Below are 24514 nucleotides of genomic sequence, written 5' to 3'. Positions count from 1 at the left end.
GGCGCGGGCCGGCCTGCGCATGTGACTTTCCGGGGAGCGTCCTGCATTATCGCGGCCGAGGAGCGCTCCCGTCGCAGCTTGGGGGGCGCAGGCGGACGACATGACCCACCCCTTCTATTGCCTCCACACGCATGGCTTTGTCCGCGTCGCGGTCGCGACGCCGAACGTGCGAGTCGCCGATCCGGCGTTCAATATGGCGCGGACGATCGAACTGGCGCGCGAGGCCGATCACCACGGCGCTTCGCTCGTGCTGTTTCCCGAGTTGGGGATCTCCTCTTACGCGATCGACGATCTCCTGCATCAGGAGGCGCTGCTCGACGCCGTCGACATGGCGCTCGTCGAACTTGTCGAGGCGTCTCGCGGCATTCATCCGCTGATCGTCGTCGGCGCGCCGCTGCGCCATCGCGGCCGTCTCTATAATTGCGCCGTCGCGATCCTGCGCGGCCGCGCGCTCGCCGTGACGCCCAAGATCTATCTGCCGAACTATCGCGAGTTTTACGAACAGCGCCATTTCGCTTCGGGCGCTTTCATCTCCGGCGAGGACATCGAGGTCGCGGGACAAACCGCGCCCTTCGGCTCCGATACGCTTCTGGAAGCGACGGATTTCCCCGGCCTTGTGATCCACACCGAGGTTTGCGAGGACGTCTGGGTTCCCATCCCTCCGTCGGCGCGGGCGGCGCTCGCGGGCGCCACGGTGCTGCTCAATCTCTCCGCGTCGAATGCGATCGTCGGCAAGTCGGACTATCGCGAGACTCTCTGCGCGGCGCATTCGGCGCGCTGCCTTGCGGCCTATCTCTATTCGGCCGCGGGGCAGGGAGAGTCGACGACGGACCTCGCCTGGGACGGCGAAGCGCTGATCTGCGAGAAGGGCGACGTTCTCGCCAAGGCGCCGCGCTTTTCAAACGAGCCGCAGCTGACGCTCGCCGACGTTGATATTGGTCGTCTTCTCGCCGAGCGCATGCGGCAGGGGACGTTCGGCGCCTGCGCCGACGTTGAGCAGGGCGCCACGCAATATCGGCGCATCGCTTTCGAACTCGCCGCGGCTTGCGACCGCGATCTCGGATTTCTGCGCGAGGTCGGACGCTTTCCCTTTGTCCCGGCGGATGAAACGCGGCTCGCCGAGCTTTGTTTCGAGGCGTTCAACATACAATCGCATGGTCTCGAACAACGGCTGCGCGCCACGAAAATCAAAAAGGCGGTGATCGGCGTCTCTGGCGGACTCGACTCCACTCAGGCGCTGCTCGTCGCCGTGACGGCGATGGATGCGCTCGGTCTGCCGCGCGAAAATGTGCTCGGCTTCACGCTGCCGGCCTTCGCCACGAGCGAAAGCACCAAAGCCAACGCTTGGCGGCTGATGCGCGCGCTCGGCGTCACCGCGCAGGAAATCGATGTCACCGCCGCTTGCAAGCAAATGCTCGCCGACATCGATCATCCGGCTGCGCGCGGCGAAGCGGTTTACGACACGACTTATGAGAATGTGCAGGCCGGCGCGCGCACCTCGCTGCTGTTTCGTCTCGCGAACCGACATGGCGCGCTCGTCATCGGCACTGGCGATCTTTCCGAACTCGCTCTCGGTTGGTCGACCTATGGCGTCGGCGATCAGATGTCGCATTACAACGTCAACGCCTCGGTCCCCAAGACGCTCATTCAACATCTCATTCGCTGGTGCGCGCGCGACGCGCGCTTCGGCGCTGAGACGGTAACCGTGCTCGAGGACATTCTCGCGACGGAAATTTCCCCCGAGCTCGTGCCAGGAGAGGCGCGACAGCGGACCGAGGATACGGTCGGGCCATATGCGCTGCAGGACTTCAATCTCTACTATACGACGCGATACGGATTTTCGCCCGCGAAGATCGCCTTTCTTGCTTGGCGCGCTTGGCGGCATGCGGCCGCCGGGTCATGGCCTGTCGGCGTGCGCGAAGAGGACAAGGTCGCCTATGACCTCTCGACGATCAAACATTGGCTCGGCGTTTTCGTGAAGCGATTCTTTGAGGGAAGCCAGTTCAAACGGTCGGCGCTGCCCAATGGACCAAAAGTCAGTTCGGGAGGATCGCTGTCGCCGCGCGGCGATTGGCGCGCGCCTTCGGATTCTGTTGCGGACGTCTGGGTGCGTTCGCTTGACGACATACCCTGACGCCGACGAGCCGGCCGCTCACGGAAGCGGTCGGCTCGCGACGTTGCGGACGAGCGACGACCGCTCAAGCGCGCCGAATAAGGCCGAGAACGACCGACACGACGAGCAGAACCAGCGCCAGCCAGAACAATATCCGGGCGCCGTCCACCGCCACGCCGGCGACGCCGCCAAAGCCCAGGAAGCCGGCGATGAGGGCGACGACCAGAAACACGACGGCCCAATACATAAGGTTGCCCATTTTGACCTCCGCTTATGAACTCACGTCCTAGAACGCGTCTGCTCCACACATGTTCCGGCGCGAGTCATCCCGGCTATTGCTCAGGTCTCGACGCGGACGAAATCCGCAATTAGAATAGTTCGAAGCGTTAACGTCCGTTCGGGCTGAAATGCTATGTGCTATTCGCTTGAGGCAAGCATTACGGCTGGGCTCGGCCTGGGATTGGCGGGCTACGGCATGGTCTCAAAAGCGCTGCGCCACGACCGGCGCATGTTGCTGTTCGCCGCATTCCCGCTGGTGTTTTCCGCGCATCAGTTCGTCGAGGCTGCGGTGTGGCTCACGCGCGCCGATCCCATCGCCGGCCAGCCTTATCGCTATCTCTACACGCTGATCGCGTTTACGGTTTGGCCCGTCCTGACGCCCATCGCCGCCGCCTATGCAGAGTCTGATCCTGAACGAAGGCGTCTATGGCGAACCATGGGCGGCATAGGCTTCGTCCTGGCCGCTTATCTGACCGCGCAACTTGCCGGCGCGGACGGCATCGATCTCTCGGTGTATCGGCATTCTCTCGCCTATGACCCGCTGTTTGAGCGGCCGCCGCTCGTGACCGACTTGCTCTATCTGGTGCTCACCGTCTCGCCGCTCGTTTTCAGCGAGCGAAGGGCGATCAATATTTTCGGCGCAGCGGTGTTCTTGACCTTTGTCGCGGCGCTCGCCGCCAATCGTCCGGCCTGGTATTCAGTCTGGTGTCTCGCTGCGGCGGTTTTCAGCCTCGTCATCGCGCTTGGCATCGAGGAAGAGCGCAGCTCCGACTTCGACGAACTGGAAATGCAGCGCTAGCGAGCGCTGGCCGCGTTCGTCGCCCATTCGATGTAGCGCCGGCGCAGCAGGCGACTCGTGTCGCCCGGCGCGCCAGATCCGATGGGGCGGCCATCGAGCGAGACGACCGGCAGCACAAGATTGGAGGCGCTCGTGAGAAAGGCTTCCTTCGCCTCATAGGCCTCGGCGACCGAGAAACTGCGCTCCTCGACCGCCAATCCTTCCCGCTCTGCGAGCACCTGCACGGCTTTGCGTGTACAGCCGGGAAGAACTGCTGTGGAGTTTAGACGCGTCACGAGCACGTTCGCGCCGGTGAGGATGAAGGCGGTCGAGGATGAGCCTTCGGTCACGAAACCATCCTGATCGACCATCCAGGCCTCCTGGCAGCCGCCCTCGAGCGCCGCTTGCTTCGCCAGAACCTGCGCGAGCAGCGCCGTGCTCTTGATGTCGCGTCGCGCCCAGCGCAGATCCGGAACAGTGAGCGCCTTGACGCCGGTTTCGGCGGCGGGCGAGGCGATGATGTTTTTCTTCTGAACGAAGGCGACGAACGTCGGCGCCGCTTCCGCGGGAAACCCGAACTCGCGTTCGGCGGCGGCGCCTCTGGTGATCTGCAGATAGACGAGGCCTTCGCTCAAACCGTTTCTTGCGACAAGTTCGGCCTCAACTTCCGCGATGCGCGACACCGGAATGGGCTTCCGATGCGCAGTTCGGCAAGGGAGCGCTCGAGGCGCGATAGATGCGATTGATTATCGATCAGCCTTCCGCCGATGACGGCGGCGACCTCATAGACGCCGTCGGCGAACAGGAAGCCACGGTCGAGAATCGACACGCGCGCCGCGTCGATGGGGATGTAAGCTCCGTTCACGTAAGCGATGTCTGACACGTTCGGCTCCGGGCGAGGGCTGCGCAATCTACAGCAGCGCTTGCGGCTTGTCCTGCCGACGCTTCGGACGCTATCGATAGGGCGGGGGACGCCTAAATAGAATGATCTGCGGCGGATCGCCGGGCTCCTCACGACCTCGGTCGGGACGCCGTCGCGCTGGCGCGTTTGAGAAGTGGATAGCTGCTTACGGGCGGAAAGGGGGTTGCTTGGGCGAGGAAATCAAGACCACGGGCTTCACGCCCGCCGACAAGGCGCGCTTCGCCGGGCGGCTCGCGCAGGAAACGCATCTCGCCCGCACCCTGTTTGAACAGGACAAATTTTCGCGTGACGGCCACATGGTCGGCTTCGAAATCGAAACCTGGATCGTCGATCACAATTATGCGCCGTCCTCGATCAATCAAAATCTCCTCGAAACCCTCAACCATCCGCTCGTCGTGCCGGAGCTGTCGCGCTTTAACGTCGAGCTGAATTGCGCGCCCTTCCGCCTCACAGGCGACGCGCTGACGCAGGCGCATGATTCGCTGACGAATCTATGGGCGAAATGCAACGACGTGGCCCATCAGCTCGACGCCAATCTCGTGATGATCGGCACGCTGCCCACGATCCGCGACGCCGATCTGACGCTCGCCAATATGTCGCCGCTCAACCGCTATTATGCGCTCAACCAGGAAGTGCTTCGTCTGCGCGGGGGGCAGCCGTTGCACGTCAACATCGCCGGCCGCGACCGCCTTGCGTCCCAGCACAGGGATGTGATGCTCGAGGCTGCGACGACCTCGTTTCAAATCCATCTCAAGACCCCGGCCGATCTGGCGCATCTCTACTACAACGCTTCGGTGGCGGCGTCGGGCCCGATTCTGGCGGCCTGCGGCAACGCGCCATTCCTTTTCGGCAAGGCGCTATGGGAGGAAACGCGCATCCCGCTGTTTGAACAAGCGGTGAAGATGCCGGGGCCGGCCAGGGTCTGCATGGGCTCAGGCTACGCCGACCGATCCCTCATCGAGGTCTTCGAGGAAAATTTACGCGCCTATGAGGCGCTGCTTCCCGTGGCCTATGACGATCCGCCCGAGGCTATGCGCCACCTGCGGTTGCATAACGGCGTCATCTGGCGCTGGAATCGTCCGCTGATCGGCTTCGACGAAAGCGGCGCGCCGCATCTGCGCGTCGAACACCGCATTCTGCCCTCGGGACCGACCTTCATCGACATGATGGCGAACGCCGCGCTTTATTTGGGTCTCGCGCGCGCCATCGCGATGAGCGGGACCTGCGGCGCCGGCGGCGTCGGCTTCGCTGAGGCCAAACGAAATTTTTACGCCGCGGCGCGTTTTGGCCTCGACGCCAGGCTCGAATGGCCGGGCGAAGGGGAGATCGCCGCCGATCGTCTGCTGCTCGATCGGCTCATTCCCGACGCGCGGGCCGGGCTGCGCGACCTGGGCGTCGTAGAAGCCGATTTCCTCGATATCATCGAAGCTCGGGTGCAGACCCGGCAGACCGGGGCCTCTTGGCAGCGAAAAGCCCTTGAGGCGCGCGGCGGCGACCTTTATGGCCTAATGGCGGCCTATTGCGAGCGCCAACGGAGCGGCGCGCCCGTCCATCAGTGGGAAATATGAGGAGAACAGTGACCGACGCGCCCTGCGCCTTGCTCGACCGGCCGCCCGACGGATTTCTCGACTGTCCCGCCAATCGCCTGAAGGACATCCTTCCCCGACCGACCCTGTTCGACCTTCCGGGCCGCAACCCGCAGCCGCTGTTCGTGTCGACGTTGCTGCACGGAAACGAGACGAGCGGGCTCGCCGCCGTGCAGGAGATTCTGCGCCGTCACGCCGCGCGCGGTCTCAATCGATCGCTCATTCTGTTCATCGGCAATGTCGACGCCGCGGCGGCGAATGTGCGCACGCTCCCAAGCCAGCGCGACTTCAACCGGGTGTGGCGCGGCACGGCCTTTCCCGACGATCCGCTCGCGCATATGGCGCGGTGGATATACGAATATGTCGAGAAGCGCCGAGCGTTCGCCGCCATCGACATCCATAACAACACCGGTTTCAATCCTCACTACAGCTGCATCACCAGGCTCGAGCCGAAATATGTCGCGCTTGCGCAGCTTTTCTCCCGCATTGTCGTGCATTTTCAGCGCCCGCGCGGCACCAGCGCGGCGGCCTTCGCCGAACTGTGTCCGGCGATCACGGTCGAATGCGGCAAGTCGGGCGCCGATGCGGGCGTGGCGCATGCAGTCGAATTGCTCGAGGCCTGCCTCTCGATCGCGGAGCTTCCAGACCACGCGCCGGCCCCGCAGGACATCGAGTTGCTGCGCACATGCGCCATCGTGAAGCCGCCCGCCGGCGCAAGCTTTTCTTTCGACGGAACGCCGGCGGATTTTGTCTTCCGCCCCGATATCGACCATCTGAATTTTAGCGAATTGGGCGCGGGGGCCTCGTTCGGCGCGTTGGGCGACGAAGACGCGCGCCTCGAAGTCCTCTCCGGCGACGGATTCGATACGCCGCCGATCAACTATTTCGATTATGCGGGCGGCGAAATCAGGCTCGCGCGCCCCGCCATCCCGGCCATGCTGACGGTTGATCGCCGCGCAGTGCAGCAGGATTGTCTATGCTATTTGATGCACCGCATCGGCATGGACGGTCTGGGATTTAGCCGCACTGACGCGAACGCGCGCTAGGGCTGTTCCGGCCGCACGTCCTCGATGACGTAGAGGCCTTTCGCATCGCGACTGATCGTGAATTTGATCTTCATGCCTTTCGACAGGCTGGAGAGGTCGACGCTTGGCGCGACGCGAAACGCCATTGTCATAGGCGACATTTCCAAGGGACCCGAGACCGGACCATGCGTGATCATGATCCGTCGCTCGTCGGCGTCGACCGCCCTGACGACGCCCTCGCCTTGTCCTGTCGTCTTCTCCGCCCCTTCCGTCGCCTGGGCGACAGTGTCGCGCGGCGGGTTTTGGACCGCCACGCTGGCCGCGGCGCCGCCAATCCCGACAGGGATGGCGGCGCAAGCAACGACGCGCGCGAATGCGTATCGCGTGGTCTTCATCGAAGCTCCCTGACTTGCTGCTTGGAGTCGGCTAGACCTTACGGCATTCGTCGGCGCATTTCTGGCACGATTTGCCGCACTCCACGCATTCTTTGACCTTGGGGAATTTGTCGCATTGTTTTTTGCAGTCTTCGCAGATCATGGCCACCGTTTTCGCCAGCGGACCGACATGCGAGGAGTTGGCCGCCGCAAGCGACGCCAGCGCGTTACAGGCGGCGACAAGCTGGTAAGCGGCTTCCGCGCACTCAGCCATGCTGGTGTCCTTCATGGCGAACATGCCGAAACAGTGACGCAGGCAGTCGTTGCCCGTGGCGACGCATTCGAGGCTCGCATTTTGCAGGTTCTTGTAGAGCGGCGGATGCATATCCTCCATTTTGGCCGCGCCGTCCTGTTGGCCGGTCGCCTGAGCAAAGGCTTGTGTGGCGGACACGACGGCGGCGGCGGTTCCGACTGCAATGAATTCGCGACGTTCCATGGTCTTTCTCCAGGTGGGGTTCCTATACCTACCGAGGGGACCCGCTCGCGGGTTCCATCGGGATGGCTGCGCTCATGTCATCTTCGGGGATTCGGTAGTGACCGTCGAAGGCGGTTGTGCATCGACGTCTCACATGCGGCGAAAGACGACGCTGAGATTATGGGCGGGCATGTCCACGATTTGAGGCTCTCCAAATCTTTCGCGCGCGCCGTCCGCGACATTTTCCAGATCGCGGACGCCCCACGCGGCGTTGCGCGCCCGAAGGCTCGCATCGAATTCGGCGCGGATCGACGCTATGCGCGCCGCCGCGCCTGTATGGAGCGTATAAATAGAGCGGCGCTCCCGCCGACAAGGTCCTGACTCCGCCATTGAACCAGGCTTCTGTCGCGCTCCAGGGCGAATGTGAGCGGACATGCTCTCGGGCGCTTCAGCGCTCGGGCGCGACGGACAGAATGTCAGCCCGGGCGAATGCCGCGCGAAGAGCCGCTCGTCAGTCATATTTTTCTCTCGGTTGCAGGAGCAACGCTAAAGAAGCTCTATGGTGTCCAAATTGCACACTCATGACGCGAGCTTAAGCTACGTCGAAACGCAGCGATTCACCAAGCGTCATCTCACTCGAAGCGAAGCCCTTGGCCATTCGCAGGCATGAAATTTGATGCGCCTCGTGGCGCAGGCGCGCGTCAGATGGTCGTTGTCGTCCAAGAGAGGCGCCCGCGACCGAGCAAAATCCCGTCGCCTGCCGTGTCGAACTGCCGTGGGTCCCGAAAATGTCTCAGCGCTTCGAACTTGTCGCCTCGACGCATCGATCGTTTGTCGCATTGGCGACGCTCCGTCTTCCCGGTCACCCCCTGCGGCGCTTCACCAAAGAAGAGGCGGCGATCCTTTCGCGGGCCCTCGACTCCGTCGCGACGGGCGAGCGCGGCGAACAGCAGATCTATATGAGCCCCATCGCCAGCGATCATGACTTCGACGCGAGAGTCGAAGAGAGCGGCGTTGTCCTCTCCTCCGAAGGTCACGGAGACGTCAAACTGGACTGGAGCGAAGCGCGCGCCCTGGCCGAACAGTTGAAAGCGTTCGCCTCCGTGTGACGGTTTACGCTTGAGCGGCGCGCTCGGGTTCACCGCGGCGCCGCGGTCTATTTTGCGACGAACTGAAACTGCGCGACCACGGGCGCATGAAGCGAGCCCTCGACAGGGTCTTTCGCGTAGACTTCGTCCTGCAGCCCTTCGTTCAGGATCGTGGTCTTGCGCCAGTCGGCCGCCAATGCGCGTGAGGCAAGGAGGTGGTCGATCAGCGTCGGACGTCCCGCATGCATCACAGTGAAGCGCCGCGACGGCTCGACGCGCTCCTCCAAGGCGACGAGGGCCCGGTCCCCTTCCGCCGCTTCGTCTCCGCCGCCGCGCAAGAGTCGGGTCGGCGCGTCATGCTCGTCGGCGTTGAAGTCGCCGGCGATCGCGATCCGCGCCTCCGGCTCCGCGTCAAAGAGAGTCTCGGCGAACAGCCGGGCCTCCAGCGCTTGCCCTTCGCGCTTGAGCGCGGCCACGAACTGGCCCTCGATTTGCGCGCGGCTCGATCCGAAGCCGCGCGCCGTCGCGATCGGAATGGCGCGCGGCGCGCGTAGATGCAGATTGACGACATGGAGCGCGCCGCCGGTGGGAAGCGCGACAGCCGCGTAGAGCAGGGGCCTGTCCCAGGCGATCTCGACCGGCTCCGGCTGGGAGCCGTCGGCGTCGCGCGGCGGGGGCCAGACCCATCGCGCCACAATATCGTGATGGATCTGACGCTGCGCGCGCATCGGCCATCGAGAAAGGATTGCGAGATTATGCACGTCGGCGGGGGCGTCGCCGCCCGGCCTGACGGTCGTCGCCCGATGAAAGTTCGCGTATCTGGTGGTCGCCAGCAACTGATCGAGCGCGATATATTGCCGCGCGCCGTGCTTATGAAGCCTCTGCGCATGGATTTCCTGCAGGCACAATATATCGGCGTCGAGCGCCTCCAGCAGTGGGCGTAACGCATCGCTTCGGCGCGCAAACGCCTCCGGTTTGCTCCCCGACCAATCGAGATTTTCTAGATTAAAGGTCGCCAGTCGGAACGCTTGCATTCGTCAATTCTCGCCCGAAGAGTCCGCATCCGCCAGTAGATTGCGCCTCGACGAGGTCGACGTTTAGCGGCAATATCGGGACTATTTCCAATCCAGGAGCGCGATGTGTCCCTATTTGACGGGATTCCTTTCTTTGTTGGCCTTGACCCCACGCGCGGCGAACAGCTGGCGCGGCAATGCGTGCGCAGGCGCTACGCCGAGCATGAGCTGGTCCTCGACTTCGACGATCCTTCGACGGATGTGTATTTCATCGTCAGCGGCGACGTTCGCGTGCTGATACGAACCGCCGCCGGCAAGGAGATGATCTTTGGGGATTTCGGACCGGGCAAATTCTTCGGCGAGATGGCGGCGGTCGACGGGGCCAAGCGCTCCGCCAATGTGACGGCGCTCACCAACGCGGAACTGTTGCTGGTGCCGCCGGCGGTCTTCAAGGAAATCCTGTTCGGCGAGCCGGAGATCTGCGAACGGCTGTTGCGTCTGCTGACGGCGCGGGTGCGGGAGCTGAATACGCGCCTGTTCGAGCGCTCGGTGCTCGACCTCAAGCATCGGCTCTATTCCGAATTGTTGCGCATGTCGGCGCCGCGCAAAGGGTCGACGGGGCAGTCGATCGTCTCGCCGCCGCCGTTTCAGCATGATCTCGCCGCCCGAATCGGGTGTCGGCGCGAACAGGTCAGCCGCGAACTCTCGGCCATGATCGACGAAGGCCTGGCCGAAAAAATTCGCGGCGGTCTCGTGTTGTTGCGCCCGTCGGTCCTGGAGAAGCGGGTTCAAGAGGCGCTCAACGAAGCCGAATGACACTTGTGCGTTCTCGCACAAACAGATGAGGGACGTCGCGCTACCGTCGCTATGCTGCCGACAGAAGGCAAAGGACCGGCAGAGCAAGCGACTGGGAGAACCCGAATGATTCCCGAATTGACGCCGATCGAGCGTTGCGCCGAAGTGGCGGGTCTGCGCGGTCATGAACTCATCCTGGGCGTAAGCCCCAGCGACAAGCACCATCGCATGCTGGCGCGATACCGCCGGGCCGTGTCGCTCGACGCCGCGCGCGGGCGAGTCGTCGCCGACATCCGCAACGCGGTGGAGATCGGCGCGTCGCGCCGCGCCGCCGACTTGCTGATCGTGCTGCGCTGGCTCCTCGCGCCGGGCGCGTCCTGCGACGATTCACGCGCGATCGCGCGTCCGCGCCGCCGCGCGTTCTCGGCGCGCTGGCGCAGGGGCGTCATTCCGTCGCCGGTCGCCGAGCAGTCGTCGACCGAAAGCGGCGAAGTCATCTCGCTCTTCGATGGCGGGCGCCGGCGCTAGCCGCGCGCCGCGCCTGTGGTTTCAAGGCAACACCCGAGAATTTGTTGTGTCCGCCGTTCGCACGCCAAGAATGGGCGGAAACGCCCATAAGCCATTGCCGCATAGCGTTAATTTGCAGCAGACGCATCGCGCCGTCGCTTCGTTCTCTTCGCCGCGTCGTGCGTCGCTCGCTTGCTACTCCAGGCGACATGAGTCAGCTTCCGGTTCAACTGACGGTCAGGGCTTCGATCGCCGTTTTCCGATTTTTTACGGGGGCTTGCCATTTATGTTCGCATATAGAGCGGCGCCGAGGCTTTTGGGCGCATTGTTTGCCGCATTCGCACTTTTCAGTCCGGCTCTGGCGCAGGAGGATCCGCGCGCCGAACAGCTGCGCCTCGCCGCCTATATTCAGCATAATCCCACCGACTATGACGCGACCTATCGCTACGTCCTGCTGTCGACGGAGCTGCGCGACTATGAAGCGGGAATCGGCGCGCTTGAGCGCTTGCTGATGTTCAACCCCAATTTGTCCCGCGCCCGAAAGGAGCTTGGTTTCCTTTATGCGCGGCTCGGCGCCTATGAACTCTCGGCGCAGCATTTGCGCAAAGCGCTCGCCGAAGGCGGCCTCGATCCGGTTCAGGTGGCTCAGGTCGAAGCGCAGCTGCCCGATATCGAGAAGCGCACGCAAGCCAACAGGCTTTATCTGCGGATGCACGTCGGCCTGCGGGGGCAATCGAACGCCAATTTCTTCCCGACCAATAATCTCTTCCAGGTCGGCGGCGTCGGCGTCGCGTCGGCCGCCTCGCGCAAGGGCGACATCAACAGCTTCCAATTGGTGCAGGCCGCGCATGATCTGGATTTTCAGAATGGGCGCGGCGACCAGCTCGAGACGCGCGTGACGGGCTACGCCACCGAACAGTTTCGCCTGCCGCAATATAGCGTCGCGCTGTTCGCCGGCTCCATCGGGCCGCGCATCCATATCGCGCCCGATCTTTATCCGGGCCTCTCGATCAAGCCCTACCTGACCGGCGCGGTGGCGCTGCTCGGCGGCAGCAATTATCTGAACGCCGGCGGCGCGGGCATGAGCTTCGGCGCGGAACTCAATCCCGACCTGTGGTTCGAGCCCGGCGCCGAATGGCGGGCGATCTGGGTCGATCCCACGCCGGGCTTCCTCGGCTATGCCGGCTTTTCGCCCTATTCGACGGTGTCGACATTGGCGACCGGCGACGTCGTCACCGGTTACGTGAGCAGCTCCTACAGACTGACCAACGACTTGAGGCTTGAAGGTCGCGTCGCCTATACGCGCGCCTTTGCGGGCAATCCGCAGCAATCTTCCGATCAGGTGGACGTTCAGGCGATGCTGCGGCTCGAGGTCGATCCGCCATTCCCGATCATTCCGCGCCGATGGACGCTCGCGCCTTATGGCCGCTTTACGCATCTTGCCTTCGACGCCGCCAATCCGGTGATCAATTCCTTCGTCGCGCGTCGAGACACCGTCTGGATCGGCGGCCTGATGGTGGACCTGCCGATCACCCCGTATTTCGGTTTCGCCGGCAACGTCGAATATGCGCGTAACGATTCAAATCTGCCGAATTTTAAGACTGACAATGTGTCCGTCAGTTTCGGGCCAACGGCAAAGTTCTGACGGAGACGACAGATGAAAAAGTTCTCCGCGGCCGCCACAACCGCTCTCGCGCTCGTCGCAGGTCCAGCGCTCGCCGACAACGTCGGCAACGTCGGCGCGGTCAATCAAAGCGCGCACGGCACGCCGCCGGGCGCCGCGAAGCGCTCGCTATCGGTCGGTCTTGGCGTGCAGCGGCGCGAACGCATCGAGACGAGTCCCTACGGCAGCGCCCAGATCGTCTTTAACGACACATCGACGATGACCGTCGGACGCAACAGCGCCGTCACCGTCGACGACTTCGTCTATTCACGAGGCGGAGGCGGTCAGCAGGGCGTGTCGATGGCGAAGGGCGTCATGCGCTTTGTCGGCGGCGGCGTCAGCCACGAAGGCGGGACGAGGCTGCGGACCCCGACGGCGTCGATCGGCGTGCGCGGCGGGACGGCGCTGGTTCGTGTCGGCGGCTCCTGCGGCACGCTCGTCGTCCACCAATATGGCTTCATCGACGTTGGCGGCCAGGCGCTCACGCGTCCGGGCTATGGCGTTTGCGCGCCGAGCGGCGGGCCGGTGTCGGAGCCTTTCCTCGTGCCGCCTGAGACGATCGCGGAAATCATCGCCGCATTGGAGAGCGGCAAAACGCAGCGTGGCGGCGCCAGGCGCGCGCCGACAAACGAAGAGGCGAATCTTGCGCTCGGCAACGATCGTCCGCCGGACGTCGTCAGTCCGCCGGGACTCGACGCGCTGGGCCCGGTTTGGTTTGGCAATGCGCTGGTGCAGAGCCGCGCCAATGTCGACAATCAGCCCGCTCCGCTGCCGACGCCGGCGCGCCAGAGCGGAAATGACGGCCACCACGATCATGATCACGGCGGCCACGGCGGACATGATCACGGCGGTCATGAAGGCGGCGAGGGCGGCCACGGGGGTCACGGCGGCCACGGGGGTCACGGCGGTCATGGCGAGGGCGGCCACGGCGGCGAGGGCGGCCACGGAGAAGGCGGTCACGGCGAGGGCGGCCACGGCGGTGGTTATGGCGGCGGATACGGTGGCGGTCATGGCGGCCACGGCGAGGGCGGTCACGGCGGCGAGGGCGGCCACGGCGGTGGTTATGGCGGCGGGAACGGTGGCGGTCATGGCGAAGGCGGTCATGGCCAAGGCGGCCACGGCGAAGGAAGCCATGGCGGCGGCTATGAAGGCGGCGAAGGCCAGGGCGGCGGCGGCCAGTACGGCGGCGGAAGCGAAGGCGGCGGTGGAGGCCTGTTCGGGAACGGCGGCTCGGGGGGCGGCCACGGCAACGGCGGCGGCCAAGGGAGTCACGGAAGCGGCGGCGGCGGTCATGGAAGCGGCGGTCATGGAAGCAGCCACGGAGGCGGGCCTGTTGCGATTGACGGTCCGGGCGACTAGTTCTGCGGCGGCGCCCGCCTCGCCGATCGCCACGGTGGCGGCGTGACCGTCATGCGAGGTGGAGATGTTGAAGCGGCGCCGCGCCTACCTTCTCGCGCTCGTCGCCGCTGCGGCTCTCATTTTTCCCTGGGGCGTCATTCAGCCCCGGGCGCTCGACGATCTTCGCAACTTTGTCTTCGACACCTTCCAGCGTCTGGCTCCGCGCGCCTATGATCCCGAGGCGCCGACGCGGGTCGTCGGCGTCGACGAGAAAAGTCTCAGCGCCTATGGGCAATGGCCTTGGCCGCGCGCCCGGCTCGCCGAACTCCTTGACCGACTGCGCGCACTCGGCGCTGCGTCCATCGCATTCGACTTTATCTTCGCGGAGGCGGATCGCGCCGGCGCGTCCCAGCTCATCGAGGCGATTCCTGACCCGCGGGCCCGCGCCGAGGTGGCGAAGCTGATCGCGAAAACGCCGAGCGGCGATCAAATCTTGGCGCAGGCGCTCTCGAAGGCGCCCGCGACGCTCGGAGTCACGCTGACCGACGCGGTGTCCGCGCCGCTGCCGGCGAAGTCGGGGCTGGTCACCGCCGGCGACGATCCGGCGCCCTTCCTCGCCGCCTTCGCCGGCGCGGTCGGCCCGGAACGCAAGCTTGCGGAAGCGGCGCAAGGGCTGGGCGCGACAAACTGGCTGCCCGATCACGACCAGATCGTCCGTCGGGTGCCGCTGGTGACGCGCGCCGGCGACGTTCTCATGCCCTCCCTGGCGCTCGAAGCCCTGCGCGTCGCCCAGGGCGAGCCGGCCATCATCATTCGGTCTTCAAACGCCAGCGGACAAACGGCGTTCGGCAAGCAGACGGGCGTCAATGCGATCAAGGTCGGCGCCTTCGAAATTGCGACCGGCCCGAACGCTGAAGTCCGGCCACGCTATTCGCACGGCGACGCAGCGCGAGACATTTCGGCGAAGGACGTGCTCGAGGGCCGTGTCGCGCGCGATGAAATCGAGGGGCGCATCATCTTCGTGGGCGCGTTGGCGACGGGTCTCGGCGACGTCCGCGCGACGCCTCTGGAGCCGGTCGTTCCCGGCGTCGACGTGCATGCGCAGATCGTCGAATCGATCGCCTCCGGCTCGCTGCTCGCGCGCCCGGACTGGGCGCCCGGACTGGAGTTCGTCGTCGCCGCGTTCTCGTTTTTGCTGATCATGAGCCTGCTCTTCGTCGCGCCGCCGCTGGTCTCGGCGGCGGCCGCGCCGCTCGCCGTCGCAGGTCTGTTCGCCGGCGCCTTTTATCTGTTCGATCGCCGCGGCGTGCTGCTCGATCCGTCCTATCCGAGCCTCGCGATCATTGGCGGCTATCTCTTCGGCGCGGTGACGCTCTGGCGGGCCGAAACATCCGCGCGCCGCCACGTGCGTCAGGCCTTCGGCAAATTCGTCGCCCCGGCCGTCGTTGATCGCCTCGCCGAACATCCGGAGCGGCTGGTGCTGGGCGGCGAGACGCGCGAATTGACCGTGCTGTTTTCCGATCTGCGCAATTTCTCGGGGATTTCGGAAGGCATGAGCGCACGCGAACTCACGCAGTTCATGAACGAATATTTGACCCCGATGACCGACGCCATCCTCGAAGAGGAGGGCACGATCGACAAATATATGGGCGACGCGGTGCTCGCCTTCTGGAACGCGCCGCTCGATATCGACGGCCATCCGCGCAAGGCCGTTCGGGCCGCCCTGAGGATGCGCGAGGCTCTCGCCGCCCTCAACAATAGGCGCGCCGCGGCCGCTGCGTCGTCGGGCAATGATGCGCAGCCGGCGGCGATGGGGCTTGGCCTCAATCTTGGCCCTTGCAGCGTCGGCAACATGGGGTCGATTCGCCGCTTCGACTATTCGATTCTCGGTGACACGGTGAATCTCGCGTCGCGGCTCGAAGGGGCGAGCAAGGCCTTTCAGACGGACATTGTCGCCTCTGGGGCGGTGCGCGACGCCGCGCCCGACTTCGCCTGGATCGATCTTGGCCGTGTCCGCGTCGTCGGAAAGAGCGAACCGACAAGGGTTTTCGCGCTGGCCGGCGACAGCGAGGCGGCGGTCTCGGACTCGTATGTGCGCTGGCGCAAGTCGCACGACCTCATGCGCAAGGAATATGAGTCGGGCCGATTCGAGGCCGCCGCCGAGGGCGCCTCGGCGTTGGCCCGATCGGTTCCCGAGCCCTGGCCCGCGCTCTATGTCGTCTTGGAGCAGCGGTATCGCGGTCTCGCCAGGGAAGGGTCGCAGGATAACTGGTCTTCGGTATGGAATCTTTCGAGCAAGTGACGTTTTCGTCCGAGCGCGACCGCCGTCCTGCCGTGTAGCCGCACGCCGTATGGGATTCTCTTATGATCGCTACTCGCGCATGATCGCAAATCCGGTGCAGAATTATTGGGCCCTGATCGCAGGGCGTCATGACGCGGATGCGTTTTCGGTCATCGACGCCGCCTATCGCGAACCGCAACGCAGGTATCACGATTGGGATCATATCGTCGATTTGCTGACGAAGCTCGACGCCTTGAAGGCGCTCTCCGTCCGGCCCGATCTGATCGCCGCCGCGATCTTCTGGCATGACGCTGTCTATGTGACGCGCGACGCCGACGGTCTGCTTCGTCCCGACGCCGAAAATGTTCGCGCCAGCGCGACGCTCTTCGAGCGTCACTCGAAATTCGACGCAACAGATGCGCAGGCCATCCATGATCTGATCATGGCGACAGCCAATCACCTCAACGCGCGCGCTCCGACTGAGCATTATCCCGGCTTTTCACGCGATCTGGACCTGTTCCTCGACCTCGATCTTTCCTCGCTCGGCGCGTCCTGGTCCGAATTCGAGCAAAATCTGGGGCGGCTTCGCTTCGAATACGCCTGGGTGCCCGAGCCGCTCTTTTGCCTTGGGCGGCTGCAGATGATCGACACATTCGCCGCGCACGGAGACGCGCTCTATCGTCGCAACGAATCGCGCAAGTTGTGGTCCGCGCGGGCGCAACAAAATCTCGCGCGCGCGCAGGAGCAGTTGCGCCGGCAGGTGGCGCAGCTCGCCTCATCGGCGTGACTACAGAGCGAGCGCCGCGCGCACTTTCGCTGAATAGCCGTAGATGTCGTCGTAAAGCTTCAGCGCGCCGTCGTCGTTGACCACGGCCGTGAAATATTCGACGTGCACCGGAATGGGTTTCGCCAGATTGATGCGCCGCTCCTTCTTGCCGATCAGAGCCTTCAGGCGCTTTTCATCAAAGCCAGGACGCCCGATGACTTCTTCCGCGAGCTTGAACGGATCTTGGACACGCACGCATCCGTGACTGTATGCGCGCTTGGCGCGGGCGAAGAGTTTCTTCTGCGGCGTGTCGTGCATGTAAATCAAGAGATCGTTCGGAAATACGAATTTGAGCCGGCCAAGCGCGTTCTTCTCGCCGGGCTCCTGCTGAACGATCGGACGGCCGTTTCGGTACGTCACTTTGTATCCGCGCGCGCGGAGCTTGGAGAGCTTGCCGCCGGTTTTGGGCTCCAGCTCCTTCTCGATGATCGACTCCGGAACGGTCCAGGTGGGATTGACGATGACGTAGGGCATCACGTCGGAAAACACCGGCGTCGGCGACGTCTTCTTCCCGACGACGACGCGCCCGCGAAATAGGATTTGGTTGTCGCGCGTGAATGTCGTCTCAAACTGCGGAATGTTGACTTCAAGGCGCGTCGCGCCCATTTCACGCGGCTCCCAACGCCACCGCTCCATATTGGCGATGATCTCCGCTTCGACGCGCTTCGCCTTGGCTTCGGGCAGCGACGCAAAATTGGTGATGGGCTTGGCGTCCGACTCGTGAGACGCAGCGGCCTCGCGGCGCGGATGGCCACGCGCGGCGCGCAGTTCAGCGAGTTTCTCGCGCAAGGCGGCGTAGGCCGGGTGCGGCGGATTGAACGCGGCAAGCCGCGCGCCGGCCCCGTCTCCAGCCTCGGCGATCGCGTCAAGCGCTTGCGCCGGCTTCACCACCGATGGCCGCTCCTCAATGTCGGGCGAAATCGTTGCGGGATTGACCCGGGCGCCGCTCGCTTGCGCGGCGTAATCGGCGACGGCCTCCGACAGCGCCAGTTCGCCCGCGGCGCTCCAGGACGAGTCTTGCGCAGGCGCGTTGACGCGCAGGCCGTCGCGGTCGGCGTCGCGCAGAGCGTCCAGCGCGCTTTTCGCCGACTCTGAGAAGCCGTCGGCGTCGCGCCAGATCGGCGCATAATCGCGCTTCTTGTAATAAGCGGCGATCTCCGAACGCTGAACGCCTTCGTTGACGCGGGGCTCCTCATTCGACCAGTCGCGCAGCGCCCGCGCGAGGCTTTCGCGCGCATCGGTCGCTTGTCGGTCATCGATCCTCCGCCGCTCGTCGGCTTCCCGCGGCGCGTCGGCCAGCGGCCGGTCGGAATTCTCGCGCGCGCGCGCCGGCGTCGCCCTGCGCTCGGCGGCGGCTGGCGAATCGGGCGCGTCACTTGGCGCGCTCGACATTTGCGCGATGGCCGGGGCGGCGAGCAGGGCGCCTGCGATGACGAAAGGAGCAGTCTGCGGGAGGAGCGAAACTCGGAACATGCTCGAACTCCTGTGCGCCTGTTACAAGGCCTTGCGGCAAACGAAACGGATCGTTTGTCCGCGCACGCCATAGCCCTCGTCGGTCTCGACGGTGACGCCATGGCAGTTCTGCGTCGGATCCGACTGCGCCACGGCGGTCGACTCCTGCCAGTCGATGGGAAGGATGAAGGGCTTTACGGGCGAGGCGTCGGCGGCGACGCGCGCGGGCTGCGAGTCCGGCTTGACGAGGAGCGCCTTGGCGGCGGCGAAGCTGACATTGGCGGCGAGGATCGCGAAGGCGATCTTCATGGCCAGCGCGATGCGAATCGGTCGCGAAGCGAAGCTGGTCTTAGTCGTGCGGTTCGTCGTGTTGTTCATCGAACGGTTCATGGCGAGTTCCCCGTGGTCCGTCCGCTCGATCAGCGGATGATCGGACCCTAGAACGCCGCCCGGGGAGTCGCGGTGCGCTGGCGCACAGGGCGCCAAATGCGCGAACTCCCGGCCTTGTAGGGCCGGGAGCCTAATCTTGTTAGACGTCGAAGCCGCCGTCGCCGCCGCTGTCAAAGCCGCCGCCGTCATCGAAGCCGGGGTCGGCGCCATAATCGGCGTCCTCCACCCCGCCGGCGTTGTCATAGCCGGAGTCGTAGCCGGCGTCGGCGGCGCCCGGCTGGTCGCCGTAATAGTTGTTGATCACCGTGTCGCCGCCGGACGGCGTAAAGCCGGAGCCGATGCCGAGATTCCCCATCCCGCCATAGCCGGCGCCATGCGAGAACAGGTTGCGGATGCCGTCGGCGAGCAGCACGCCGCCCGCGACGCCCGCGGCGGTGCCGAGCGCGCCCTTCAGAAATCCGCCGCTTTCAGGCGCGGGGGGCTGCTGCTGTCCCCAGCCCTGCGGCGCGTAGCCGCCGGCCACGGGATTCATGCCGCCCTGCTGCGCGCCCCAGGGGCCGCTCGGACGAGCCTGCTGAGGAGGACGCGGCGGCGCCGGACGGGGACCACCGCCGAACAGGCCGCCAAGGAAACCGCCGGCGGGCTTCGACTCAAGCTCCTGCACGCGCGCCTCGAGCTCCTCGATGCGCGCATTGGCGCCTTGCAGCGCCTGATCCTGCACGATCACGGTCTGCGCCAGGAGATAGGGCGCCGCAGGCTGAGCCTTGATCTGTTCGCTGATGAAAGCCTCCGCCTCCTGGTCGCGCGGCGTCGAGGCGGCGCTCTTGGTGCGCTCGAACAGACCAGCGATGAGTTGGCGTTCTTCCGGTGACATAGGGTTTCTCCATAGTCGCCGCCCTCGAAGGCGCGGCGCAGCAAGATATGGCCCCGCTGCAAAACGCCGCCAAGCCCCAAGCGCAAACGCGGCCGATTAAACTTTCGAAATATCGCTGTATGGCCGGATCAGCTCGATCTCCGCGCTAAGCGTGCGGCCAGTGGCGCTCCCGGAACCAGCTGCGATAGTCCGTCATCTTCGCGCGCTGGGCGGCCGGCGCGCGCCGCGAACATGTCGCCGCCTCGGCGCTCCCGTCCGAAGCGCCCCACCGCAGTTCGACGCAGTCGTTGGGATTATAGCCCATCTCGAGGTCCGCCGCGCGGTCCATGACGTCCTTCAGCGAAAGCGTCCAGGCGGAGCCGTCGCTGCGCGTATAGGTAAATGTGCGGGCCGCGAGTTCGCCCGCGAGCGCGCTTTGCAGTTGGGCCTGAACGCCCGCCGGACCTCTGCCAAACGGCATGGCGTAGCGATCGCTGCGCCGAGCGACGCGGTCTGGAAATCCGCGCACCACGTCGATGGCGATGAGCAGGCGGAGATCGCGCGCCGGCGTCGAGAAATCTTCCCAAGCGCCCGAGGTCGCGAAGATCGCCGGACCGTCGGGCATCGACGCCTCGCCGCGCCCGCCGTTCTGGAACTTTCGACCGTTTTCGACCGCAACCGCGCGCGTCTTCACCTGTTCTTCAAGCGCCGTGATGGCCGCCATCATGGCGCGCTGCGGATCGAGCGGCTCGGGCGACATCACCTCATCCATGCGGTCGTAGAACTCCTCGGCGCTGAATTGCGATTGCTCGAGCGAGAAGTCGCCATAGTCCGGATTCTTGGCGATCTCCGCATTGGTGAGCGCCCGCAGTCCGCCGTTCTCCCGCACGATCGGCCGGAAGCGCTTGAAGCCGGGGCTGCCGAGCGAAGGTCCGTTCGCGAATAGGAAATTGCCGCGCCAGAATCGTTTGCGGGTGACCGTGCCATCCGGCTCGGCGTCGACGGCAAGAAAGACGCCGGCGGCGTCCGCCGTCTGCGGAACGCGTTGCACGAGCATCATGACGTGCCCGTAGGGATCGGCGTAGGCGGTTCCGGGACGCAGGGTCTCCTGCGTCAAGGGGATGGTGTAAAAATCGGATTTGTCGCTGTTCGCCGGCGCGCGCACCGAACCGGAATGAACGACGTCGCCCACCGCCCGAAAATATCCGGCGACGCCGGCCGGCCGCTTCGGCGCAGGCGGTTTCGCGGGAGCCGCCGCGGGGGCGGCCGGCGCGCCGGGCTGGACCTGCTGCGGCTGTGAAAACAGTTGCTGCAAGATGTTCGTCGGCGCCGCTGCGGGCGTCGGCGCCGGCGCAGCCGCGGCGGACGCTATGGCCTGCTCCGGCGGCGGCGCAGGTCGGGTCACTTGGGGATGCATAACGTCGAATCGTTCATTGCATCGCGGCGGCGCGCCGCCGGCGCCGCGCGAGCAATTCGAATAGGCGAAGGGCAGCCCCATCTTGAAGGCGAAATAGGCGCGCAGAAAATAGACGAAATCCGCGCAGTCGGGCTTGAGCGCCAGGGTGAGGCTGTCTTCGTTCGTTCCCAGATGATTGAACAGCACGTTGCGCGACGGATTGCGCAGCACCTCATGCCAGGTCTTCCATGACTGCTCGGCTTCGAGCGGCGCGTCGAAGAGCTTGGCGATCCAGGCGGAATACAGATTTTCGGTTGAACGGTCCCAACTGTTGTGCAGGCGCCAGACGGCGCCCTCCGCCGAATGCGCAGACGACGGCTTGCGCGCGCTTACGTCGATCTCCTTCGTTATCGTGCCGCAAGCGAACGAAGACGTGTCGAACGCGGCGCGCCACGCGCCGGGGGCAGGCGAGGCGACCTCGGCGAACCAGACATAGGGCGGTCCGCCCCGCTGCATGTGCGATTTGGCGGCGATCCTTCCGTCAGGCGCAATCAGCGAAAGCTCGCCTTGGAGCGGCTTTTCCGTGGCGACGAGGATGCGCAGGGGCGCGCCCGTCCAAGGCGCGGCGGGCGAGGGCAAAACCGCGACCTCGGCCGACGCCTCGCAGGGCGAATCCTGAGCCTGGGCGCTCGACAAGGGAAGCAGAACTGCGAAAAAAGCGCCTGCGAAGGGCAAGGATGCAGCGAAACGGCGCGCTGGAAACATTTGTGACCCTCTCTTGGACAGCTCTGCTTTGTTTCTTGGACCGCCCTGATTGGTTTCTTCGTCAGAGGCCGGTTCGCAGGATACGGAGCTGGCGGCAATCCGGCTTGGGACTTGAGACGCGATTTCGCTCAGCGGCCCATTGCGCGCGGCGCATTGTTTGAAAGAAATGGGTCAAAATGGCGACATACGACCGCCACGCTCTCGACGCGGCGCCATGTTGAGCCGGAGCGCCCGAGCGGGCGGCCCCGACATCCACGCCGCCGCCGGCGGGCTTCCTCGCGCTCCTGCAGCCCCTTTGGCGGCCGCTCGCCGACGATCACACGACGTCGGATTCGAATTTGACCGGAGACGGATATGCGCCTTTGAGGCAAGGCGAAACGAAAAGGTAGCCGCGCCAGGCGCCATGTGCGGTGCGGCTCGCCACGATAGCCCAGAACGCCGCCAAGCAGCCGACCAGAACGCCGCCGGCCACGTCGAACAGGGCGAGATGCGTCGTACGCCCGAGCGCGAGCGTGCCCATCGCATAGACCGCAAGCGGGAAGGTGAAGCCCCACCATCCAAGATTAAAGGGCAGGCCCTGGCGGATGTAGCGGATGGTCTTCAGCACGGCGAGTCCAAGCCACCAGGCGCCGTAGCCCCAGAAGATCACGCCGCCGACGACGCCGACGCCCTGCGCCGTCCGGCCAACGTCCGCAAGGCCATTGGCGGCGAGAATTGCAGGCGCGTCCTCGCCAAGCAGAACAAGGCCAAGCGCGCCAGTTCCGATGGGGCCGAGCGCCAGCCAGGCGGAGGCGCCCATGTCATTTTCCGGCAGCTTGTGAAGCGCAAGCCGCAGGAACAGCAGCACGAGCACGCTCATCGCCAGCGGCGTCGAATAGGCCCAGAGCGCGTAGCCGAGCGTCAGCACGTTGAACGCTTCAGGCGTCGCCAGATGCGGCGCCAGCGACCCGGCGCTAGCGGCGGCGACCTCGGCAGGGACAATGGGCAGCAGCCAGACGGCGGTCATCCGTTCGATGCGGTGATCCTGGCGCGTGAACATGAAGTAGGGAATTGCGAGACCGCAGGCCAACGACATCGCGGCGTCGATCCACCAGAGCGCGTGGGCGGTCGCTACCGCCGCAGCGTCGCCGATCAGAGAAGGGCCGAACGCCAGGAATCCGTTGATGATCGTAGCCAATCCCATCGGCGCCGCGCCGAAGAACATCGACATCACGGGGTGGCCGAAGATGCGCCGCGCTTCGTGCGGGAATATCGCCCATCGGGCCGCATAAACGAGCGTGAACACGGCGAATAAGATGATGTTGACGAGCCAAAGCATTGCCGCGGCGTCGCCCGCGCAAGGAATATGGATCGGGAATTGGTTTAAACACAATGCGAGACCGCCGGTGCCCATGGTGACCGTGAACCAGTTCGGCGTGAAGTTACGGACGATGTCGAGCAACTGTTTGGGCGAAGCGGGGGCTTTTGAATCGGCGTCGCCGGGCAGAATGGTCATTGTCGAGCCTCTGATTGCGCTGCAATGGACATAGCGCCGCGTCGATCGATCAGTCCAATTGATACTGACTATGAAATTGATCTAATCTGCAGATTAATGACGCTGGACCAACTTCGAATTTTCGTTGCGGTCGCCGAGCATGAGCACATGACGCGGGCTGCGTCCGCGCTCAATCTCGCGCAATCGGCGGCCAGCCATGCCGTCGCGGCGCTGGAGGCGCGCCATAACGTCCGGCTCTTCGACCGGGTGGGTCGCCGTATCGCGCTCACCGAGACCGGCGGGGCCTTCCTGGCCGAAGCGCGCGCCATCCTGGCCCAGGTCGAGCACGCAGAAAGAATGCTGAGCGAGTTTGGGAAGCTCGAGCGGGGAACCCTGACCATCCACGCGAGCCAGACGATCGCGAGCTATTGGCTGCCGCGCCATCTCGTGGCGTTTCGCAATGCGTTTCCGCGAGTCGATATTCATCTCGCCATCAACAACTCCGCCCACGTGGCAAAGGCCGTGGAGAGCGGCGTGGCCGAGATCGGCTTCGTCGAGGACGAAATTGACGACGATTGCCTGGACAGCGCGACTGTGGCGCGCGACCAGTTGCTGCTCGTCGTCAGTCCGCAGCATCGCTGGGCGGACCGGCGCGATCTGGACTCGCGCGATCTGGTCGACGGCGACTGGGTCTTTCGCGAGCTTGGCTCTGGCACCAGGTCGGCCTTCGAACGCGCGGTCGCAAGCCTGGGGATTTCGCCGGAGCGTCTGCGCATCGCGATGGAGCTACCGTCGAACGAGGCGGTGCGCGCTGCGGTCGAGGCCGGCTTGGGGGCGGCCGCAATTTCTGCGACGGTCGCGGCGCCCAGCATCGAAGCCGGATTGCTGCGCAGCGTCGGATTTGCGCTGCCCGAACGCGCATTCTATGCGCTCAGGCACAAGCAGCGCTATCGTAGCCGCGCCGCGAACGCGTTGCTCGCGATCATCGAGCGCGCGGCCCCCCAGCGCCTCGCCAGCCGAGGTTCTTAGGCTCGCTCTCAACAAAGGCATCGTCCTTCGAGAAGCCAGAGCACGCGCCGGCCGTCGGGCGCGATCGGGCGCGCAGAGGCGCAGTTCCGGGC

22 protein-coding genes and 1 pseudogene are annotated in these 24514 nt (G+C 65.0%); 12 read left to right on the top strand and 11 right to left on the bottom strand.

What is annotated here, in order from left to right:
• Nucleotides 1-100 precede the first annotated feature (100 nt).
• Nucleotides 101-2134 (top strand): NAD(+) synthase, encoded by a 2034-nt coding sequence (locus BN69_RS02395; RefSeq protein WP_014889946.1) that lies wholly within the window; start codon nt 101-103, stop codon nt 2132-2134.
• A 64-nt stretch (nt 2135-2198) separates the two neighbouring features.
• Here BN69_RS02395 and BN69_RS18655 read toward each other — a convergent pair whose 3' ends face one another.
• Complete coding sequence (locus BN69_RS18655) at nt 2199-2372, bottom strand: DUF1328 domain-containing protein (protein ID WP_014889945.1); 174 nt, start codon at nt 2370-2372, stop codon at nt 2199-2201.
• A 153-nt stretch (nt 2373-2525) separates the two neighbouring features.
• Between BN69_RS18655 and BN69_RS02385 the strand changes: the two genes are divergently transcribed.
• Complete coding sequence (locus tag BN69_RS02385) at nt 2526-3191, top strand: DUF6629 family protein (protein ID WP_014889944.1); 666 nt, start codon at nt 2526-2528, stop codon at nt 3189-3191.
• Here BN69_RS02385 and BN69_RS02380 read toward each other — a convergent pair.
• Nucleotides 3188-4053: pseudogene (locus tag BN69_RS02380) on the bottom strand (D-amino-acid transaminase). The gene BN69_RS02385 and the pseudogene BN69_RS02380 overlap by 4 nt on opposite strands.
• Before the next feature lie 206 nt (nt 4054-4259).
• On the opposite strand from BN69_RS02380, the gene BN69_RS02375 reads away from it, so the two are divergent.
• On the top strand, nt 4260-5660 hold the full coding sequence (locus BN69_RS02375; RefSeq protein ID WP_014889941.1) for a glutamate-cysteine ligase family protein: 1401 nt from the start codon (nt 4260-4262) through the stop codon (nt 5658-5660).
• Nucleotides 5657-6724 carry a M14 family metallopeptidase gene (locus tag BN69_RS02370; protein WP_014889940.1) on the top strand — a complete coding sequence of 356 codons (1068 nt, stop codon included), beginning with the start codon at nt 5657-5659 and terminating at the stop codon, nt 6722-6724. Before BN69_RS02375 ends, BN69_RS02370 begins: the two co-directional genes overlap by 4 nt.
• Here BN69_RS02370 and BN69_RS02365 read toward each other — a convergent pair.
• The 3 genes from BN69_RS02365 to BN69_RS20010 form a co-directional block, all read right to left on the bottom strand.
• Nucleotides 6721-7098, bottom strand: a complete 378-nt coding sequence (locus BN69_RS02365; RefSeq protein ID WP_014889939.1) for a copper-binding protein — start codon at nt 7096-7098, stop codon at nt 6721-6723. The two genes, BN69_RS02370 and BN69_RS02365, sit on opposite strands and share 4 nt — an antisense overlap.
• A gap of 31 nt (nt 7099-7129) precedes the next feature.
• Nucleotides 7130-7573 (bottom strand): four-helix bundle copper-binding protein, encoded by a 444-nt coding sequence (locus BN69_RS02360; protein ID WP_014889938.1) that lies wholly within the window; start codon nt 7571-7573, stop codon nt 7130-7132.
• A 129-nt stretch (nt 7574-7702) separates the two neighbouring features.
• Nucleotides 7703-7942, bottom strand: a complete 240-nt coding sequence (locus tag BN69_RS20010; protein ID WP_051013220.1) for a DUF938 domain-containing protein — start codon at nt 7940-7942, stop codon at nt 7703-7705.
• 398 nt (nt 7943-8340) lie between these two features.
• Between BN69_RS20010 and BN69_RS02350 the strand changes: the two genes are divergently transcribed.
• The gene (locus tag BN69_RS02350; RefSeq protein WP_014889936.1) at nt 8341-8661 is read left to right on the top strand and encodes a hypothetical protein; all 321 of its coding nucleotides are present in this window, start codon (nt 8341-8343) and stop codon (nt 8659-8661) included.
• Nucleotides 8662-8708: 47 nt separating this feature from the next.
• On the opposite strand, the gene BN69_RS02345 is transcribed toward BN69_RS02350, so the two are convergent.
• Entirely contained in the window at nt 8709-9674 is a 966-nt protein-coding gene (locus BN69_RS02345; RefSeq protein WP_014889935.1) for an endonuclease/exonuclease/phosphatase family protein, read from the bottom strand.
• A 105-nt stretch (nt 9675-9779) separates the two neighbouring features.
• Here BN69_RS02345 and BN69_RS02340 point away from each other — a divergent pair, with 105 nt between their 5' ends.
• The 6 genes from BN69_RS02340 (at nt 9780) to BN69_RS02315 (ending at nt 17024) form a co-directional block, all read left to right on the top strand.
• Nucleotides 9780-10469: a Crp/Fnr family transcriptional regulator gene (locus BN69_RS02340; RefSeq protein WP_014889934.1), complete on the top strand. Its 690-nt coding sequence runs from the start codon at nt 9780-9782 to the stop codon at nt 10467-10469.
• A gap of 105 nt (nt 10470-10574) precedes the next feature.
• Entirely contained in the window at nt 10575-10976 is a 402-nt protein-coding gene (locus BN69_RS02335; RefSeq protein ID WP_014889933.1) for a hypothetical protein, read from the top strand.
• Nucleotides 10977-11280: 304 nt separating this feature from the next.
• Nucleotides 11281-12600, top strand: a complete 1320-nt coding sequence (locus BN69_RS02330; RefSeq protein WP_244435017.1) for a tetratricopeptide repeat protein — start codon at nt 11281-11283, stop codon at nt 12598-12600.
• A 12-nt stretch (nt 12601-12612) separates the two neighbouring features.
• Complete coding sequence (locus BN69_RS02325; RefSeq protein ID WP_014889931.1) at nt 12613-13977, top strand: FecR family protein; 1365 nt, start codon at nt 12613-12615, stop codon at nt 13975-13977.
• Between the two features lie 64 nt (nt 13978-14041).
• Entirely contained in the window at nt 14042-16258 is a 2217-nt protein-coding gene (locus tag BN69_RS02320; RefSeq protein WP_014889930.1) for a CHASE2 domain-containing protein, read from the top strand.
• Between the two features lie 49 nt (nt 16259-16307).
• Entirely contained in the window at nt 16308-17024 is a 717-nt protein-coding gene (locus tag BN69_RS02315; RefSeq protein WP_014889929.1) for an HD domain-containing protein, read from the top strand.
• On the opposite strand, the gene BN69_RS02310 is transcribed toward BN69_RS02315, so the two are convergent.
• The 5 genes from BN69_RS02310 to BN69_RS02290 form a co-directional block, all read right to left on the bottom strand.
• Entirely contained in the window at nt 17025-18536 is a 1512-nt protein-coding gene (locus BN69_RS02310; RefSeq protein ID WP_014889928.1) for a L,D-transpeptidase family protein, read from the bottom strand.
• A gap of 21 nt (nt 18537-18557) precedes the next feature.
• Nucleotides 18558-18905, bottom strand: coding sequence for a hypothetical protein (locus tag BN69_RS02305; RefSeq protein ID WP_014889927.1), 348 nt, complete (start codon nt 18903-18905; stop codon nt 18558-18560).
• Nucleotides 18906-19044: 139 nt separating this feature from the next.
• Entirely contained in the window at nt 19045-19779 is a 735-nt protein-coding gene (locus BN69_RS02300) for a DUF2076 domain-containing protein (RefSeq protein ID WP_014889926.1), read from the bottom strand.
• A gap of 145 nt (nt 19780-19924) precedes the next feature.
• Nucleotides 19925-21919, bottom strand: a complete 1995-nt coding sequence (locus BN69_RS02295) for a hypothetical protein (RefSeq protein ID WP_014889925.1) — start codon at nt 21917-21919, stop codon at nt 19925-19927.
• A gap of 316 nt (nt 21920-22235) precedes the next feature.
• Nucleotides 22236-23414, bottom strand: coding sequence for a TDT family transporter (locus BN69_RS02290; protein WP_014889923.1), 1179 nt, complete (start codon nt 23412-23414; stop codon nt 22236-22238).
• Nucleotides 23415-23510: 96 nt separating this feature from the next.
• Between BN69_RS02290 and BN69_RS02285 the strand changes: the two genes are divergently transcribed.
• The gene (locus tag BN69_RS02285; RefSeq protein ID WP_014889922.1) at nt 23511-24422 is read left to right on the top strand and encodes a LysR family transcriptional regulator; all 912 of its coding nucleotides are present in this window, start codon (nt 23511-23513) and stop codon (nt 24420-24422) included.
• Nucleotides 24423-24514 lie beyond the last annotated feature (92 nt).

Origin of the sequence: Methylocystis sp. SC2 (assembly GCF_000304315.1) — a bacterium.
In the GTDB taxonomy this organism is placed as follows: domain Bacteria; phylum Pseudomonadota; class Alphaproteobacteria; order Rhizobiales; family Beijerinckiaceae; genus Methylocystis.
The sequence above is the reverse complement of the archived record's forward strand: the minus strand, read 5'-3'. Positions and strand labels throughout refer to the sequence as shown.

What these genes read in the sequence shown, in the direction of transcription:
- BN69_RS02350 (WP_014889936.1), top strand. Translation starts at nt 8,341, where the DNA reads ATGTCTCAGCGCTTCGAACTTGTCGCCTCGACGCATCGATCGTTTGTC.
- BN69_RS02395 (WP_014889946.1), top strand. Translation starts at nt 101, where the DNA reads ATGACCCACCCCTTCTATTGCCTCCACACGCATGGCTTTGTCCGCGTC.
- BN69_RS02310 (WP_014889928.1), bottom strand. Translation starts at nt 18,536, where the DNA reads ATGTTCCGAGTTTCGCTCCTCCCGCAGACTGCTCCTTTCGTCATCGCA.
- BN69_RS02370 (WP_014889940.1), top strand. Translation starts at nt 5,657, where the DNA reads ATGAGGAGAACAGTGACCGACGCGCCCTGCGCCTTGCTCGACCGGCCG.
- BN69_RS02300 (WP_014889926.1), bottom strand. Translation starts at nt 19,779, where the DNA reads ATGTCACCGGAAGAACGCCAACTCATCGCTGGTCTGTTCGAGCGCACC.
- BN69_RS02325 (WP_014889931.1), top strand. Translation starts at nt 12,613, where the DNA reads ATGAAAAAGTTCTCCGCGGCCGCCACAACCGCTCTCGCGCTCGTCGCA.
- BN69_RS02320 (WP_014889930.1), top strand. Translation starts at nt 14,042, where the DNA reads ATGTTGAAGCGGCGCCGCGCCTACCTTCTCGCGCTCGTCGCCGCTGCG.
- BN69_RS18655 (WP_014889945.1), bottom strand. Translation starts at nt 2,372, where the DNA reads ATGGGCAACCTTATGTATTGGGCCGTCGTGTTTCTGGTCGTCGCCCTC.
- BN69_RS02335 (WP_014889933.1), top strand. Translation starts at nt 10,575, where the DNA reads ATGATTCCCGAATTGACGCCGATCGAGCGTTGCGCCGAAGTGGCGGGT.
- BN69_RS02385 (WP_014889944.1), top strand. Translation starts at nt 2,526, where the DNA reads ATGTGCTATTCGCTTGAGGCAAGCATTACGGCTGGGCTCGGCCTGGGA.
- BN69_RS02365 (WP_014889939.1), bottom strand. Translation starts at nt 7,098, where the DNA reads ATGAAGACCACGCGATACGCATTCGCGCGCGTCGTTGCTTGCGCCGCC.
- BN69_RS02285 (WP_014889922.1), top strand. Translation starts at nt 23,511, where the DNA reads ATGACGCTGGACCAACTTCGAATTTTCGTTGCGGTCGCCGAGCATGAG.
- BN69_RS02295 (WP_014889925.1), bottom strand. Translation starts at nt 21,919, where the DNA reads ATGTTTCCAGCGCGCCGTTTCGCTGCATCCTTGCCCTTCGCAGGCGCT.
- BN69_RS02290 (WP_014889923.1), bottom strand. Translation starts at nt 23,414, where the DNA reads ATGACCATTCTGCCCGGCGACGCCGATTCAAAAGCCCCCGCTTCGCCC.
- BN69_RS02360 (WP_014889938.1), bottom strand. Translation starts at nt 7,573, where the DNA reads ATGGAACGTCGCGAATTCATTGCAGTCGGAACCGCCGCCGCCGTCGTG.
- BN69_RS02315 (WP_014889929.1), top strand. Translation starts at nt 16,308, where the DNA reads ATGGGATTCTCTTATGATCGCTACTCGCGCATGATCGCAAATCCGGTG.
- BN69_RS20010 (WP_051013220.1), bottom strand. Translation starts at nt 7,942, where the DNA reads ATGGCGGAGTCAGGACCTTGTCGGCGGGAGCGCCGCTCTATTTATACG.
- BN69_RS02305 (WP_014889927.1), bottom strand. Translation starts at nt 18,905, where the DNA reads ATGAACCGTTCGATGAACAACACGACGAACCGCACGACTAAGACCAGC.
- BN69_RS02345 (WP_014889935.1), bottom strand. Translation starts at nt 9,674, where the DNA reads ATGCAAGCGTTCCGACTGGCGACCTTTAATCTAGAAAATCTCGATTGG.